Annotated in this window: 15 protein-coding genes and 1 tRNA gene; 7 read left to right on the top strand and 9 right to left on the bottom strand. The window is 61.8% G+C overall.

What is annotated here, in order from left to right:
- From B0E55_RS05085 to B0E55_RS05055, 7 genes are all read right to left on the bottom strand, one after another.
- Positions 1–987, bottom strand: a complete 987-nt coding sequence (locus tag B0E55_RS05085; RefSeq protein WP_019744648.1) for a DUF1839 family protein — start codon at positions 985–987, stop codon at positions 1–3.
- Positions 987–1,943, bottom strand: coding sequence for an amino acid--[acyl-carrier-protein] ligase (locus B0E55_RS05080; protein ID WP_031333718.1), 957 nt, complete (start codon positions 1,941–1,943; stop codon positions 987–989). Before B0E55_RS05080 ends, B0E55_RS05085 begins: the two co-directional genes overlap by 1 nt.
- Positions 1,940–3,130, bottom strand: coding sequence for an acyl-CoA dehydrogenase family protein (locus B0E55_RS05075; RefSeq protein WP_047888907.1), 1,191 nt, complete (start codon positions 3,128–3,130; stop codon positions 1,940–1,942). Before B0E55_RS05075 ends, B0E55_RS05080 begins: the two co-directional genes overlap by 4 nt.
- Positions 3,127–3,369: an acyl carrier protein gene (locus B0E55_RS05070; protein ID WP_003946296.1), complete on the bottom strand. Its 243-nt coding sequence runs from the start codon at positions 3,367–3,369 to the stop codon at positions 3,127–3,129. Before B0E55_RS05070 ends, B0E55_RS05075 begins: the two co-directional genes overlap by 4 nt.
- Positions 3,362–3,784, bottom strand: coding sequence for a holo-ACP synthase (locus B0E55_RS05065; RefSeq protein WP_020908564.1), 423 nt, complete (start codon positions 3,782–3,784; stop codon positions 3,362–3,364). The genes B0E55_RS05070 and B0E55_RS05065 overlap by 8 nt, the downstream gene beginning before the upstream one ends.
- A 309-nt stretch (positions 3,785–4,093) precedes the next feature.
- Positions 4,094–4,735 carry a ScbR family autoregulator-binding transcription factor gene (locus B0E55_RS05060; protein ID WP_003946317.1) on the bottom strand — a complete coding sequence of 214 codons (642 nt, stop codon included), beginning with the start codon at positions 4,733–4,735 and terminating at the stop codon, positions 4,094–4,096.
- 189 nt (positions 4,736–4,924) lie between these two features.
- Positions 4,925–5,578 (bottom strand): TetR/AcrR family transcriptional regulator, encoded by a 654-nt coding sequence (locus tag B0E55_RS05055; RefSeq protein WP_019744652.1) that lies wholly within the window; start codon positions 5,576–5,578, stop codon positions 4,925–4,927.
- A gap of 154 nt (positions 5,579–5,732) precedes the next feature.
- On the opposite strand from B0E55_RS05055, the gene B0E55_RS05050 reads away from it, so the two are divergent.
- The 6 genes from B0E55_RS05050 (at position 5,733) to B0E55_RS05025 (ending at position 11,844) form a co-directional block, all read left to right on the top strand.
- Positions 5,733–5,803 (top strand) — tRNA-Gln (locus tag B0E55_RS05050).
- Positions 5,804–5,881: 78 nt separating this feature from the next.
- A complete protein-coding gene (gene glmU / locus B0E55_RS05045) occupies positions 5,882–7,330 on the top strand; it encodes a bifunctional UDP-N-acetylglucosamine diphosphorylase/glucosamine-1-phosphate N-acetyltransferase GlmU (RefSeq protein WP_080909203.1) in 1,449 nt (482 codons plus the stop codon).
- 91 nt (positions 7,331–7,421) lie between these two features.
- Positions 7,422–8,402, top strand: a complete 981-nt coding sequence (locus tag B0E55_RS05040) for a ribose-phosphate diphosphokinase (RefSeq protein ID WP_020970292.1) — start codon at positions 7,422–7,424, stop codon at positions 8,400–8,402.
- Between the two features lie 239 nt (positions 8,403–8,641).
- Positions 8,642–9,298, top strand: coding sequence for a hypothetical protein (locus B0E55_RS05035; protein WP_024487329.1), 657 nt, complete (start codon positions 8,642–8,644; stop codon positions 9,296–9,298).
- 78 nt (positions 9,299–9,376) lie between these two features.
- Positions 9,377–10,957 (top strand): SLC13 family permease, encoded by a 1,581-nt coding sequence (locus tag B0E55_RS05030; RefSeq protein ID WP_080909202.1) that lies wholly within the window; start codon positions 9,377–9,379, stop codon positions 10,955–10,957.
- Positions 10,957–11,844 (top strand): cyclase family protein, encoded by an 888-nt coding sequence (locus B0E55_RS05025; RefSeq protein ID WP_080909201.1) that lies wholly within the window; start codon positions 10,957–10,959, stop codon positions 11,842–11,844. Before B0E55_RS05030 ends, B0E55_RS05025 begins: the two co-directional genes overlap by 1 nt.
- Positions 11,845–11,847: 3 nt before the next feature.
- Here the strand turns inward: B0E55_RS05025 and B0E55_RS05020 are convergent, their stop codons facing one another.
- Both B0E55_RS05020 and B0E55_RS05015 read right to left on the bottom strand, forming a co-directional pair.
- Positions 11,848–13,053: a PQQ-dependent sugar dehydrogenase gene (locus B0E55_RS05020; RefSeq protein WP_020908570.1), complete on the bottom strand. Its 1,206-nt coding sequence runs from the start codon at positions 13,051–13,053 to the stop codon at positions 11,848–11,850.
- Between the two features lie 108 nt (positions 13,054–13,161).
- On the bottom strand, positions 13,162–14,703 hold the full coding sequence (locus B0E55_RS05015) for an HNH endonuclease signature motif containing protein (RefSeq protein WP_084325320.1): 1,542 nt from the start codon (positions 14,701–14,703) through the stop codon (positions 13,162–13,164).
- Positions 14,704–14,799: 96 nt separating this feature from the next.
- On the opposite strand from B0E55_RS05015, the gene B0E55_RS05010 reads away from it, so the two are divergent.
- The gene (locus B0E55_RS05010) at positions 14,800–15,144 is read left to right on the top strand and encodes a DUF4288 domain-containing protein (protein ID WP_046379990.1); all 345 of its coding nucleotides are present in this window, start codon (positions 14,800–14,802) and stop codon (positions 15,142–15,144) included.
- Positions 15,145–15,154 lie beyond the last annotated feature (10 nt).

Genomic DNA, 15,154 nt, shown 5'->3' with positions numbered 1-15,154 from the left:
TTAGACCAACCTCAAGTGTCGATGCGAGTCGACGCCGACTGTGTCGGCAACGACTTCCATCGCTCTCTTCCACGACACGGCCATCTCGTCGAGTTGCTCACGCGGGTCCACCGCGCGGCCCCTGGAGGCACGCGCCATCTGAAACTGCACGCTCTTGGCCCCGGACGCCACTTTGCGGAAATCTGGCGCAGCTTCGCCTGTCCCGGAGAAACCTGCAGTGTCCAAAAACTCGCTGGCGTCGGCTGCCAGCTCCGCGCTGGCACCACACTGACGAAGTAGCCCGAAGGACCAGAGGTGAAAGGCATCCATACCCGCCCCCTGCACCCATTCGAGGTCGTCGATCACCCGGCGTCCCAGCTCTCGCACGGGATTACCCGCGGCTCGAACCGCTACGTTCCGCCGAGCCACTTCGGCGATGTTTCCGGCGTTGGTCGCGTGAACCGGATTCAACCTGATCTGTTCGACGTAGGGCACGAACGAAGGAAGTGAGGAACGATCGAGATCGAAGACACCGGAGAAATCGTCGCCTCGCAGCAAGTAGTACCCGCTGTTGTGGAAGTATTCGAGCTCGCCGGCAACGCGATCGATCCGATTGGGCACGATCGTGGTCTTGGTGTGCCCCTCGTGATAACTCGTTCCAAGAGTGTCGGGAAGCCAGTATCCGTCGACTTCAACCGTCGACAGCATCCCAACCGCGAGGTTGTCCTCGACATGGATCAGCGGGGCCCGCCAGACGTTCATCTCGGCGACTTCGATTCCGTACAGCGCGTAGATGTCCTCGGCCTTGAGCTTGAGGAACGTCCACTGAGTCCCGTCGAACCGCGATGAGAAGGCACATGCCAGCGCCGGGACGGGGTCCAATCCCAGCGAATGCAACACTTCGATCCACAGATCCGTATAGCAGTTGGTCTGCGCCCACACCCGGTCGTCCTGGTGCAACGAATGGGGTTGGTAGCGATCAGGTGAAATGTCGATGAGCCGGGACATCAGATGCCCATTCGTTCGCGTACGGAGGTTGGCCACGCAGCCACATCAAGACCATGAGTCCGCAACAAGGACAACGCGATTCGCTCCATCCCGAAGCCGACGCACGAGCTGTGCGCCACCTCCCCCTCCGCCGTTCGGATGTCGAAGTTGACACCGAAATGGTCGAGATGGTTGTTCGAGGACACGATCGCCGTGCCCTCGTCGAGATCTCCGTAGAGCCGAACCGTCAGTTCCGTCTTGAGATTCTCTTCACGCTGGTTGGCTGCAAGCATCTTTCCGGCGCGTCCGAAGAAAGGATCATTGGCAATCACCGGGGTGGCGTCGAGTTCGAGCCGGCCGAGCACCTCGAGCCCCCGCTCGATCCAGTGCTCGCGATGCGCTCGCGCTGCCGCGGCGTCACCGATCGTCACGAACTCGTGCATCCGAAACGCTTGCATGCGAGCCGGATCGATCGCCGGTTCGTGCCGGAAGCAAAAACCGTAGATGTCCAGCAGCACCCCGCCTTCGGGGAGAACTCCGGTGTATCGCGCATAGGCAGGATGGCACGCTGCGGAGACGAGCATGGTCTCGGTCGGCTCGAGGTGGCGATCCCACGATTGTCCGTCGGCGCGATCGGCCAGCAGTCGCGCGTGATCGCGATTGGAACCAGCGAAGGTGTTGATGGCGCCGGTGAGGTTGGGAAACGAAGCGATGTAGTCGGTGCGCTCGAAACTGCTACGCGGGAACACCGGCGGGAACCGCAGCCGAGTCGCGGCGTCGCCTGGCCCCGCTGCAACCACCACTCGGTCGATACCGTCGACGATGTCCTCGAACACGCCGGAACGCCCGTAGAGTCCCGGTACCTCTGTCTCGACTAATAGTCCTTCGACGAGCAGTTCGCGTTGAAATGCAGCCCGAGCCCGATCCAGATCGGTCTCGCCTGTCACAGTCTCGGTTGTCACATTCTCCGTCGTCATAGCGTTCCCCGGTATCCGATTGCCATGTGCGCTGAACCCGCCATGATTCGATCGTTGTTCACCATCACAGCTGCGCCGTGCGCGTCACGAAGGTGCCGGCCGAGCGAAAATTCGGTGTCCTCGCGATATCCGGAGATGCCGCAAATCAACATTGTCTGCCCGACGATTTCCACCACCGCGGTGGAGGCTGTGACTTTCAGGTTGTTCATCGCGAGCGAAAAGCCCACCGCTCCCGTCGCCTCGAAATCGGCGGCGCCTTCCGCAGCGTGAACTGCGCGGTCGTACCTGCGTGCAGAGGCGTCGACAAGATCGGCGAATTGTTGTGCCGAAGCAGCAACTTCGGCGAGCCGCAGCGCTCCGGGGGAAGTGACTCCGGGCTGCTTGCGCGCGGCGGCACGCACGTACTTGCGTGCCTTCTCGACTGCAGCGTCGGCAATTCCCAACCACACCGAACTCCAGACGACGTGCGAGACCGGAAGCATCGTATGGGTGGAGATATCGGAATACGGTACGTCGGCGACCATCTCGGGCGTCGAGGTGGCCCGAAGGATGTAACCAAGACTGCAAGTTCCCCTGAGTCCCAGCGTGTTCCACTCGGTGGTGCGTTCGAGCGTCAGGTCTGGGGTACGACACACAACGAGAACCTGATCGTTCGGCTGACTCTCCGGGGTTCGCCGAGCCGTCACGACTATCGCGTCGGAGTGTTCGCCGTACGAAATGACAGGCGCGTTCTTGATCAACAGCAGATGACCGCCCAAGTCTTCGACCGCGCAATAACTCCGGCTGACGTCACCACCGATTCCCAGCTCAGTGGTTGCCGATGCCAACAGCAGTTGCTTGTCGACCGTTTCTTCGACAAACCCGCGTAGCGCTTCGGTGTTGCCGTGCTTGACCAACGAGTAGATCTGCGTCTGATGCATCGCGAAAATCATTCCGCTTGCTGCACAGCGTGTTCCGATCACACGAGCGATCTGCGACACTTCCTGCAGCGAGAGTCCTTCGCCGCCTAGTTCCCTCGGCACAGCTACGGACAGCAGCCGTTCGCTTCGCATGGCGTCGACAGCTTCACGCGGAAACCTTGCCTCGGCATCGACTTCGTCGGCCCACGCCGCTGCAACTTCGTCGGCCAACCGTGTGGCCCGCTCGAGGGCCGTCCCGGTGGCGCACTGCGATTGCGGAGCGTTCATGCAGCACCCAACTCCGTCAACGCACCCTCGATCGCCTTGACGCTTGCGAAAGTACTCTTCCGCAACAACTCGTCAGGAAACTCGATGTCGAACGAATCCTCCAGCGCCAACATGACATTCACGCTCGCGTGCGACGTCAAACCCAACTCGTAAAGATCGGCCTCTCCATCGATCGTGCTCACGTCGACTGCCAGCCGACCGTGCTCGACGAGCACTTTCCGAATTGCCTGATCAATCATCAGCGATGTCGTCCTTCTTTTCGATGCGAGCGCCCGAGCGTGTTGCGATCACCATTGCGATGGCCACGTCCGCTTCGTGCGAGATAGATACTTGAAAATCGTGCAGATCCTGGGCCCGCGCGAGTTCCGCGGCATTACCGGACAGCGTCACCCCACAGCCACCCCACTCGGCCCGAGTGATTTCGATGGAATTCCACGGGACGGGAACGTCACCCGGCCTGAGCACCTTCACAACAGCCTCTTTGGCGGCGAAGCGTGCAGCCAATCGTTGATCCCGCGCCGGCCCGGCGCACGTCTGCAATTCGTGCGGGGTGAAGGTCCGATCGAGATACCTCCGCCCGAAGAGTTCGATACTTCGAGTGACATCCACGACGTTCACTACGTCACAGCCGATCCGCGGGCCGATATCGAGCATCGGCGTCGGCGCAGTGTCACCCACCTGTTGACTCCCCATCTGGGGTCGTACACGCCGGGCAGCCCCCTATGCTGCCCGGTGCGCCGACGCCGTCACCCTGCCCTGACAAACCTTCATTCTCAGCAATTCTTCAGCTACCGGTAGAACATACCGCAATCCGAAGATGATGGGCAAGATCAGACTTCCAGATTCCCATCAACACTATAAACATACTCTTAGTTTGTTTCGAATGCAGAACAAAGAGAACAATGTCGCTACCAGGACATTTGCAGCAAACTGGCCAAGGAGCAGTGCGGAGAGTCAGTGATTTCAGTGATCGCTGGCAAGGCGGCGGGCCGCGAATTGCCTGAAGTACTCCACTTTCGATTCCGGGACCACGATCGGGAGTATCAGGTTCCACGATGCCTTCATGGAGTCCGAAAGCTCACGAACGGTCCCGGTCGCGGCTGCCATCAGCCGAACTCCGGACGCCACTTCCAACAGGAAACGAGCGATGTCAGCAGAATCCGCGTCCGAACGCAGATCACCTTCGTCTGCCGCACGGCTGGCAAGTTCACGGTAAATATCGAGCCACACGTCCAGAGTCGCCGGCCCGGAGCCCCGATAGTCCCCGATCTCGACCAACAAGCGGAACGTCGCTCTAACCATGGCGTCATGCGCACCGATGTCGACGATGACCGACGAAATACCGATCAGCGACTCGAGTGCGGGAGTGCGACGGTCCAACCAGAGCTCACATTTTGCGTCGAAACGCGCCGAACCCTCGTCGATCACCGCCCGCGCGAGTTCTTCCTTGGACCCGAAATGGAAGTACAGCGCGCCTTTGGTCACCTGCGACTCGGCGATGATCTCGCTCAAGCTGGCATTGGCATAACCCAGGCGCAAGAACACACCCGCTGCTCCGCGCAGCACCGAATCACGGGTGGCTTCTGCCCGTTCTTGCCTCACCATCGATCCGGCCTCCAATCACCACACATCGAACGAATCCTTGGTCTTACCCGTTCACAGCGTCAAAATGGAAGGCACGGTTCGGCATTCAACCCACCCTGCAAACAAATGAGACATTTGCCCATCAAACGATCGTGATACAGCGAACACAGCTTAGACCGCGATCCATCTCTGCGCGGCAGGCGCGCCTGGTTAACCCTCCAATTGTGGGTCGGCTTCCAGATTCGTCAGCCCATTCCAACACAAATTCACAAGGTGAGCGGCGACAACTTCCTTCGACGGAGTCCGTTCGTCGAGCCACCAAGTAGCCGTAGTGGACACCATGCCGACAAGCGCCTGGGCGTACATCGTTGCTAGTCCGGGGTCGAAACCGCGTCTGGAGAAGTCCCCCGCAAGCAGGTAGCCCACCTGACTGATCGCATCGTTGAGCAAGCTCGAATACGTCCCACTGGGCGCAACAACGGACGAATCGCGCACGAGTATCCGAAATCCGTCAGTGTGCTCTTCCACGTAGGTGAGCAAAGCCAACGCAACCCGCTCGACTCGAACTCTCGAGCGATTTTGCGAGAGCGAAGACGTGATCATCTCGAGGAGTCGCGACATCTCCCGGTCCACTACTACGGCGTACAGCCCCTCCTTGCCGCCGAAGTGCTCGTACACGACCGGCTTGGACACGTTTGCTCGCTGGGCGATCTCCTCGATCGAGGTCGCTTCGTATCCCCGTTCGGCGAACAATGCCCGCCCGATCTCGATCAGTTGTTGCCGACGTTGGGTACCGGTCATCCGGATCCGTGTCACTCGTTCGGGAACTGGATCCCCGCCACCCGAACCGGACACCGCCGCCATTGTCTTCCTCTCGCCGACACACAAATTACTGCTGTGGACGCTCAGCCTATCGGGACTTCGGGGACCCAATCAGAGGAGCGGTTCGACCTACGGCGGGTCGGCATGCGATTATTCTTGCGCGCGTTCGGCCGCAAGGCTCGGCAATGCGTGGCAATCCGCCGTGGTGTAATGGCAGCACCTCTGATTTTGGTTCAGATAGTTCAGGTTCGAGTCCTGGCGGCGGAGCTGGTGAACAACATGCATTTTCCGAGCGGAAATGCGTGTCTTGATCGACAGTTTGATCGACAGAGGGAGCTCAAACCAGTGCAGACCGCCGTGATCGTTCTCGCAGCGGGTGCCGGTACACGAATGAAGTCGAAGACTCCCAAGGTCCTCCACACTCTCGCCGGACGCAGCATGCTGGCACATTCGCTTCACGCGGCAACCTCACTGAACCCCACGCACCTGGTGACCGTCGTCGGTCACGATCGTGAGCGTGTCACCGAAGCAGTCAACGCAGTCGCGGGTGAACTGGGCCGGCCCGTCACCGTCGCCGTTCAGGACGAGCAGAAGGGCACCGGGCACGCCGTCAGTTGCGGACTCGAGGGTCTGCCGGCCGACTTCGCCGGAACCGTACTCGTGACGGCCGCCGACGTGCCGCTGCTCGACGGCAAGACCATCGCAGACCTCCTCGCTCAGCACACTGCCGCTCCCGCGGCCGCGGTCACGGTGTTGACGTCGACCGCCCTCGACCCCACCGGCTACGGACGGATCCTTCGCACGACGGACGGCGAAGTCAACGCCATCGTCGAAGAGAAGGAAGCCACCGATTCGCAGCGCTCGATCACCGAGGTCAATTCAGGTGTCTACGCCTTCGACTTCGAGACTCTGCGCGATGCGCTGGCGTCTCTCGACTCCAACAACGCACAGCACGAGTTCTATCTCACCGATGTGATCATGATCGCCCGTCGCGCAGGCAAGCGTGTTCGCGCGCAGCACATCGCGGATTCGGTTCTCGTCGCGGGCGCCAACGACCGCGTGCAGCTCTCGACGCTCGCCCGCGAGATGAACCGTCGGATCCTCGAGACGTGGATGCGTGCCGGCGTCACCGTCGTCGATCCGGCGAGCACGTGGATCGATTGCGGCGTGCACATCGCACAGGACGTGACGCTCCTGCCCGGAGTTCAGTTGACCGGCACAACGTCGGTGGGCGAGGACGCCGTGATCGGCCCCGACACCACCTTGGACAACGTGAGCGTCGGGGAGCGCGCGCAAGTCGTCCGCTCGCACGGGACCGACTCCGTGATCGGAGCCGACGCGACCGTCGGTCCTTTCGCCTACCTGCGGCCGGCTACACGCCTCGGTGACCACGGGAAGATCGGCGCATACGTGGAAACGAAGAACGCGGACATCGGCGAGCATTCGAAGATTCCGCATCTTACCTACGTCGGCGACGCCACCATCGGCCATCACAGCAACATCGGGGCTTCGAGCGTCTTCGTCAATTACGACGGCGTGAACAAGAGCCGTACTGTGGTGGGGTCGCATGTGCGAACCGGTTCCGACACGATGTTCGTCGCCCCGCTCACCGTTGGTGACGGCGCATATACCGGGGCCGGAACCGTCCTGCGAAACGACGTACCGCCAGGGGCGCTTGCCGTCTCCGGTGGTTTGCAGCGCAACATCGAGGGCTGGGTCCAGAAGAATCGTCCCGGCACGCCCGCGGCCGATGCTGCAGCAGCAGCACAACCTGACGGCCCTGCAACAACCTGACAGCCCTGCAACAACCTGACAGCCCTGCACTACCTGACAGCACAGATCACCACCAGATCGACCGGCAAGTACAAAAGGATGGCATGAACCAGTGACTGCGAATTGGATCGACAACCAGAAGAACCTGATGTTGTTCTCGGGTCGCGCACATCCCGAGTTGGCGGAGCAGGTGGCGAAGGAACTCGACATCAGCGTCACCCCGCAGACCGCGCGCGACTTCGCGAACGGTGAGATCTTCGTTCGATTCGAAGAGTCGGTTCGCGGCTCCGACGCGTTCGTCCTGCAGAGTCATCCGGCACCGCTGAACACGTGGGTGATGGAGCAGCTCATCATGATCGACGCTCTCAAGCGTGGATCGGCCAAGCGCATCACTGCCGTTCTTCCGTTCTACCCGTACGCCCGCCAGGACAAGAAGCACCGCGGACGCGAGCCGATCTCCGCTCGCCTGATCGCTGACCTGCTCAAGACCGCCGGCGCCGATCGCATCATCACGGTCGACCTGCATACCGATCAGATCCAGGGCTTTTTCGACGGCCCCGTCGATCACATGCACGCACACAGCCAGTTGGCCAACCATATTCGCGCGGGCTACAACCTCGAGAACATCACGGTGGTCTCCCCCGACTCGGGCCGCGTTCGCGTCGCCGAGAAATGGGCCGACTCGCTCGGCGGAGCGCCGCTGGCGTTCATTCACAAGACGCGCGATCCCTTGGTACCCAACCAGGTCAAGTCCAACCGCGTGGTCGGTGATGTCGAAGGTCGCACCTGCATCCTGATCGACGACATGATCGACACCGGCGGAACCATCGCCGGCGCGGTCAAGGTACTCAAGGAGGCCGGAGCGGGTGACGTCGTCATCGCCGCAACCCACGGCGTCCTCTCCGACCCTGCTGCCGAGCGTCTGTCGACGTGTGGCGCGAAGGAAGTTGTTGTCACCAATACACTTCCGATCGACGAGTCGAAGAAGTTCCCGACGCTGACGGTGCTGTCCATCGCACCGCTGCTGGCTCGCACCATCAAGGAAGTTTTCGAGAACGGTTCTGTGACTTCGCTGTTCAACGGCAGCGCCTAGTCTCACGCTGTTCTACGGGCGCGTACCTGTGACTTCACGGTCACTGGTACGCGCCCGTCGTCGTCTTCGTGAACACCATAGAAACAGACCACCCGGTCACCATGAAACCACCTGTGGGACACACGAATACCACCGAATGCGGCATTCAGCATGATCTTGATCACGCCCACGACCAGAAACCCAGGTCGATGTTGGGGCGGTGTTCACCGCGCCGCAATCTTCGCCTAGTGTGGCTCGTCGTGATCGACGCGCAAACCCTGGAATCCCGGCCCGAATCTCATTCCCTGAATTCATCAGTTCCGACGATCCGGCGGTGGCGCCCAGGATCTTGTGTCTGGTGCGGAGACGACAACTCCGTGGACATGTTCCGCAACGAACCCCGCTGTGGAAAATGTCGTGAAAACGAAGGCATCATCGACGACGCGAAGCGCTTCCTCGGTATGTACGGTCTGCGCCCGCTCGGCGGCACGCTGCAGTCCGACGACGACGAAGAACGCGAGTACCGCGTCAACGCTCGCGAGGCTCGCCGAGTTCTGAACGAGATCCGCATGGACGTCCTTCCCGATGCGGCCGCCGTTCGCAAGGCAATTCGGCCCCGTGCCGCAACGGTTGTCGCCGACACGTCACCCGCACGGGCTTCCCGCCCCGCCAGCACGGGCACAGCGACGCGCGTTGCCGCTCCGGTCAAGACGGACACCGTGGACATCGACACGCTCCAGGCTCGCGTCCTAGGGCTTCTCGATCAGCTCGGTTCGATCGACGAGCAGATCAAGGTCGCCGAACTCGCACAAGGGTTGCCGGCGCGCGCGCGACTGAGCGATCTCAACAAGCAGAAGGCCACGGTTCTTCGCACGCTGGCCGCTCTCGAGAAGGCTCGCATCGCCGCCTCCAACTAATTCCTTCGCGTCCGTCCCACGGCCCCGTCTCCCTTGCGAGACGGGGCCGTTCTGTATGAGCAGGTACCTTTACGAATCGTGAATGACATCACCATCACCTTTGTCGTGCTTGCACTGGTCGTGGCGCTGTTCGTGATCGGCCGAATCCCGGTCGGCATCATCGCGATCGGCACTGCCCTGGCGCTCTACGCCACCGGTGTCATCACGATGGAGCAGGCGCTTGCCGGATTCGGCGATCCCACGGTGGTGTTCATCGCCGCGCTCTTCGTCGTCAGCGAAGCCCTCGACGCCACCGGTGTCACCACGTGGGCGGGCGAGAAATTGCTGGCAAAAGTCGGTGAATCCCGAGTCCGTCTCTTGAGTGCGATCATGTTGCTGGTTGCCGCGTTGACCGCATTGATCAGCGTCAACGGAGCCGTAGCCGCGTTGGTGCCGATGGTGGTCGTCTTGGCAGTGCGTCTCGGTAAGTCGACGTCACAACTGCTTCTGCCGTTGGCATTTGCCGCCCATGCCGGTTCGATGCTCACCTTGACCGGAACACCGGTCAACATCATCGTTTCCGAAGCCGCCGAGGAATCCGGGGCCGGTGCTTTCGGGTTCTTCAGTTTCACCTTGGTCGGTGCGCCGCTCGTATTGGGGACGATCGCGATCGCCGTACTTCTCGGTCCTCACGTCCTCCCCCATCGTGCGGGGACGTCGATGTCGCCTGACCTGAGCCGGCACGCCAAGACCCTCGCGAAGCAGTATCAGTTGATGGGCAAGGATGCGCCGTCCGCAGAGCCCTTGATCACCGAGCACGACGGTGTAGTCGAAGTGATAATCCCGCCGCGCTCGGAAATGATCGGCGACAGGGCTTTTCCCGGCATGGTGACCGACAGTGGCGATCTGGTGATCCTCGCGGTCCAGCGTGCCGGTGAGGACTGCGGCCCCAAGGGCGTCAAGTTGGCGGCAGGTGACACGCTCCTCCTGCAAGGCAGCTGGGACGATCTCGACACGCACACCGCGGTCGATCCGAACGTCCTCGTGGTCGACGCACCTGGTCAGATCCGTAAGCAGGCAGCGCCGTTGGGAACTCGTGCGGTCATCGCCCTCGTCGTCGTCGCGGCGATGGTCGTGATGTTGACCTTCGGATTGGTACCGTCGGCGATAGCCGGACTCCTCGCCGCGTGTGCAATGGTTTTGTTACGAGTGATCAGCGTGGAGCAAGCGCATCGGTCCATCTCGTGGACCACGTTGATTCTCGTCGGCGGAATGATCCCGCTCTCGACCGCGATCCAGCAGACCGGCGCAGCCGAGAAACTCGCTCATGCCTTCGTCGACGTCGTCGGTGGTGCAAGCCCGTATGTCGTCGTCGCCGGACTCTTCGTCGTGACGGCGACGCTGGGTCAGCTGATCAGCAACACCGCGACCGCGCTGATCATCACGCCGATCGCCATCTCGGTCGCCGGCGAACTCGATATCTCGGTGCTGCCCCTTCTGATGACGGTGACCGTCGCTGCCGCAGCCTCCTTCCTGACGCCCGTCGCCACTCCCGCGAACATGATGGTGATTGGACCTGGCGGATACAAGTTCGGCGACTACTGGAAGCTCGGACTCCCGATGTTGTTGTGGTTCCTGGTAGTTGCGACGGTGTTGATCCCAGTGATCTGGAGTTTCTGATGTGCTCGCCGAAGGTGTTGTCGGAGGTCTACGAATCGATCGGACGAGAGGGCCGGAAAGTCAGCCGACGATCTATGTTCGCGGCGCTCGGCACTACTGCGCTCGGTGCGACCGTCGTTACCGGCGCGGTGCAGCCCACTGCGTCGGCAGCGCCATCGGGTCGGACCATCGTCGATCTGACCCATGTACTGACGCCGGATTTCCCGGTGTGGCCGGGCGCGCGCTCGTTCGAGATGAGGAACCTGGCGAAGATCGCCGACGCCGGCGGATCTCTGGGCTCGCTCGGGTCCGCTGGTTTCGGCGGAAACTTCTACCTCAACGAACTCCGCCTCGAGGAACACACCGGTACGCACATCGACGCGCCCGCGCACGCCAGTGCGGACGGAATCACCGTCGAGAAGATTCCGGTCGCCGACCTCGTCGTACCGATTGCGGTCGTCGATATCAGCGCCCGAGCCGCCGTCGACCCTGACTCGTTGCTCACCCTCCAGGACATCCTCGATTGGGAAGCCGCCCACGGGACGATCTCTCCTCGCAGCCTGGTGGCGATGAACTCGGGCTGGGATACCCGGGCCGGTGCCGGCGGAGCCTTCACGAATCGAGATGTACACGGCGTGCAACACACTCCGGGATTCGCCCCCGAAGCGATCGACTTTCTCGTCCGCGAGCGCGACATAGTGGCCGTGGGTTCGGACACCCTCAGCATCGACGCGGGCCCAAGCACCACCCACGGGGCTCACCGAAGCGCTTTGGGCTCAGGAAAGTACGCAGTCGAAGCCCTCGCAAATCTGTCCGCACTTCCGGCCGTCGGCGCCACGGTGATGGTGGGAGCGCCGACGCATGCGGGTGGTTCGGGTGGTCCGTGCCGGGTCATCGCCTGGTATTGACGATCAGGGCGTTGGCGTCACCCGCAGCACCTTGTCGCCTGCTCCGTTGTCGGTGGTCACCAGGAGCGAGCCGTCCGGCGTCGGAGTCACCGAGCGCAAGCGCCCGAACTGGTTCACCAGTCCGAAGGTCTGCGCGTCGACCGAGCGTCCGTCGGCACTGAGGCGGAGGAAGATCAGTTCCTTGCTCTTGAGACCACCCATCACGAGTGCACCGTCCCAGGCACCCCACGCCGCTCCGCCCGTGAAGGCAGCGCTGGCGGTAGCCAACGTGGAGCTACCCGAACGCCACACCGCCGCAATTGCTCCCGGCACTCGCACCGGATCGGTCATCGGCACGGATTCGTCGTACGTTCCGGGAAGCCGATCCGGGCGGTAGCCGTAATTTCCGCCGGGGGTAAGCAGGTTGACTTCGTCGTCGACGCTTGTGCCCTGTTCAACCGAGTAGACCCGGCCGGTTCCAGGTTGCACGGCCAAGCCTTGGACGTTGCGGTGACCGAGCGTGTAGACGGGGCTGCCTGCATTCGGATTCCCCGCTGCTGGAGATCCGTCGGCGTTGATGTGCAAGACCTTGCCGCCCAGCGAATTCGGATCCTGCGGAACGCTCGGCGTCGCGGTGTCACCCGTCCCGACGAACAGCGTTCCGTCCTGGGCCGCCAGAATTCGGCAACCCCCGTGACGCCCGGACGAGACCGGGATTCCTGGCAATACGGTTCCGGTTCGAGTGAGGGCGGTCCATCCGGCGTCGACGGTCCACGAGATCACTCGAACGTCCGTGACTCCCCCAGCGCTGAATCCCTGGCAGGTGTAGAGGGTGCGCGACTGAGCGAAGTCACGGGCAAGCGCGATGCCCATGAGCCCGGTTTCGGACTGAGCGTAGAGATCCGAAAGGTCAGCAGAGACTGGACCTGTCGTGTTGTCGCCTCGGCGAACGAAGAATCCGCCGGACCGTTGTCCCGTCAGGATCGCGCCGTCCGGGGCTGCCACGACGTCCCAGGGGTGATCGAGTCCGTCGACGAGTGTGGTGACCGACAGCTGCGGGAGGGTGTTCTCGATGGGAATGTCCGGGTCGTCACCGCCCAGCGATCCGGTGCTTCCGTTGCCGAAACTGCCGGGGTCGAAGGGGAAGGGTTGAGCCACGCTCTGCGTTACCGGCATCACCAGTACTGCAGTCAGGGCCACGGTCAATGCGGCGAGCTTCGGATGACGCACGCGTTCTCCTCGGGTCGGAAACCGTTCTGCGCCTCACTATAAACAGACAAACACCATTTTTCGGGCCCTCTCGCTATACCCGCAGGCCACAGGAGAAACGAAACCCCTTCAGAAGTCGGCAAACTCCGGCAAGGCGTTCGCCAGTGGGGACGCGTTGCGTCTTGATGCAGATCGTGCCTTCCGCCAACCGGGCACACTCCAGTCCAGGAGGTATTCGAGATCCGCTTCCACTCCCCTGTCCCGAAGTCCGAAACGTCGTTCCAGCGCATCGTCGTCCGTCAAATGCAGTCTCGCCGCGTCGGGCACTCTCAGTTCGGGGTCACAGAATGGGCCTACGGGCGCGGTAACCGTTCGTCGTCCTGACGGATCTTTCCACTCCAGAAGACCACCTCCGATTTGCTTCACTGTCCACCTGCCAAACGTCTTCAGTCGGTGATGTTTTCGACACAGACAGGCCAAGTTCCGTTCTGCAGTAGGCCCTCCCTGAGCGGGGTTGCCGTGATCGAACGGCACCGTGTGGTCGATATCGCAACTATCAGAACGCACAACACAATTCGGAAAGCGGCACGTACCGTCTCGCGTCCTTACAATCGTCGCCAACGCCGCGGACGGCTGGTACGTGGATTCACCGCGCCGCGAACCACTGTTCCTTCTCGAGCGATTATCCCTTGCCGCAGCGGGCAATATCTCCGGTGAGCGCATCGACCGACCCACGCCGAGCACCGGTCCGACTGCCCCCGCAGTCGAACAATGTTGCACCTCGGACGGTGCAAGGGTGAGGACTCTCTGCCACGTGGCGTCCGCGGCGATCGCGCGCGCAAGGTCGGCATCGATGTGGCCGTACCCCTGCAAATAGCCTGGCAGGTCGTCGAATCCGAGCAGGGTGGAAGCGTTGACACCCACAAGAATTGTCGCAATCGGGAGCGCGGAGGTCTTCGTATCACCCCTACGGGTGCAATCGCCGTCGCACTGACAATCCAACGACGTCTTTCCTTCCGCCAATGCGATCAGTGCATCGGCACGACGTTGCCCGAAAGTTCTCGGATCGGAACCACACACCTGCATCGACATCGCACGGAGCCTGGTGGCCAAAGTCTGAGCGCCGACCGCTGGAAGCATTCCGTCCAGAGTCGACATACCGTCGTGCGACGCGCACGTTCGAACGTCCCGATCCGCCTCCGCACGAACTCGCCTGGCACGCACCCCATCAGGGTCGTACCGAGCAATGAGACCTCGTGCGCGCGCCTTCAACTTGTTACCGGTTGCACGGCAGGCACCGTCCACGAGGAGTCGCTCGATCTCATCGAGCGCGTGCTCGGAAACGTTGGCGAGAGCTTCGGACAGTGCCGTCGCTTTGGCCAGATCGATGTCACCGCAAGCAAAAGCGGCCGCCACCCGCGGAAGTCGCCAGCGCAGGTCACATCCCAGTGCAATCATTTTCTGCGCGGCGTACTCCGTAATGCTCAGTATCGACGCGATCTCCACGTGCGCGAATTGACCCCGAAAAGCCTCATTGACTCCAACCGCGGCATCCTCCTCACAACGGTCCAAGTACAGCGCAGTGACCGCGTCGATCTCGAGGAAGTGGGCGCGCGCGATTTCCGCATGCTGCCGAAACAGCGCGCCCGCGGAAGTCTTCGATTCGAACATATGAGCGATTCTACGGGCGCCCACCGACAAGTTTTTGCGGGATCCCGGGGTATTCACCGATACCTTTTGCGCTCCGATGTCACTACGTTCAATCGCATGACTCAGCATCCGACACGAGATCAACCGTACTTCGGCATAGCGATATTCGAGTTGGGGAAGAATGACGGGGTCGGGTGCTTCTACCGAGAGGACTGTTATCTCATCTGGGCTGGCGACCCCGCTGAGGCGCAGTCAAAATTCGAGCGCAAGGCCGGCGAGCAGGAGTATCCGCTCGGCGCGAGCGATGACCAGTCCTATGTAAAACTCGCGCATCTCGTGGATCTTGCGCCGGTGTCCGACGCTGTCCATACTGGCACCGCCGATCTCTACTCTCGACACTTCTCAAATATTGCCGCCTACAGAACTTTTGAGACACTTCTAGGAGGAGACAGCATCCTCTGACAAGCGCCCA

The sequence above is a fragment of the Rhodococcus sp. 66b genome (genome assembly GCF_002076325.1).
Classification (GTDB): Bacteria; Actinomycetota; Actinomycetes; order Mycobacteriales; family Mycobacteriaceae; genus Rhodococcus_F; species Rhodococcus_F erythropolis.
This window is presented reverse-complemented; position numbering and strand designations above follow the sequence as displayed.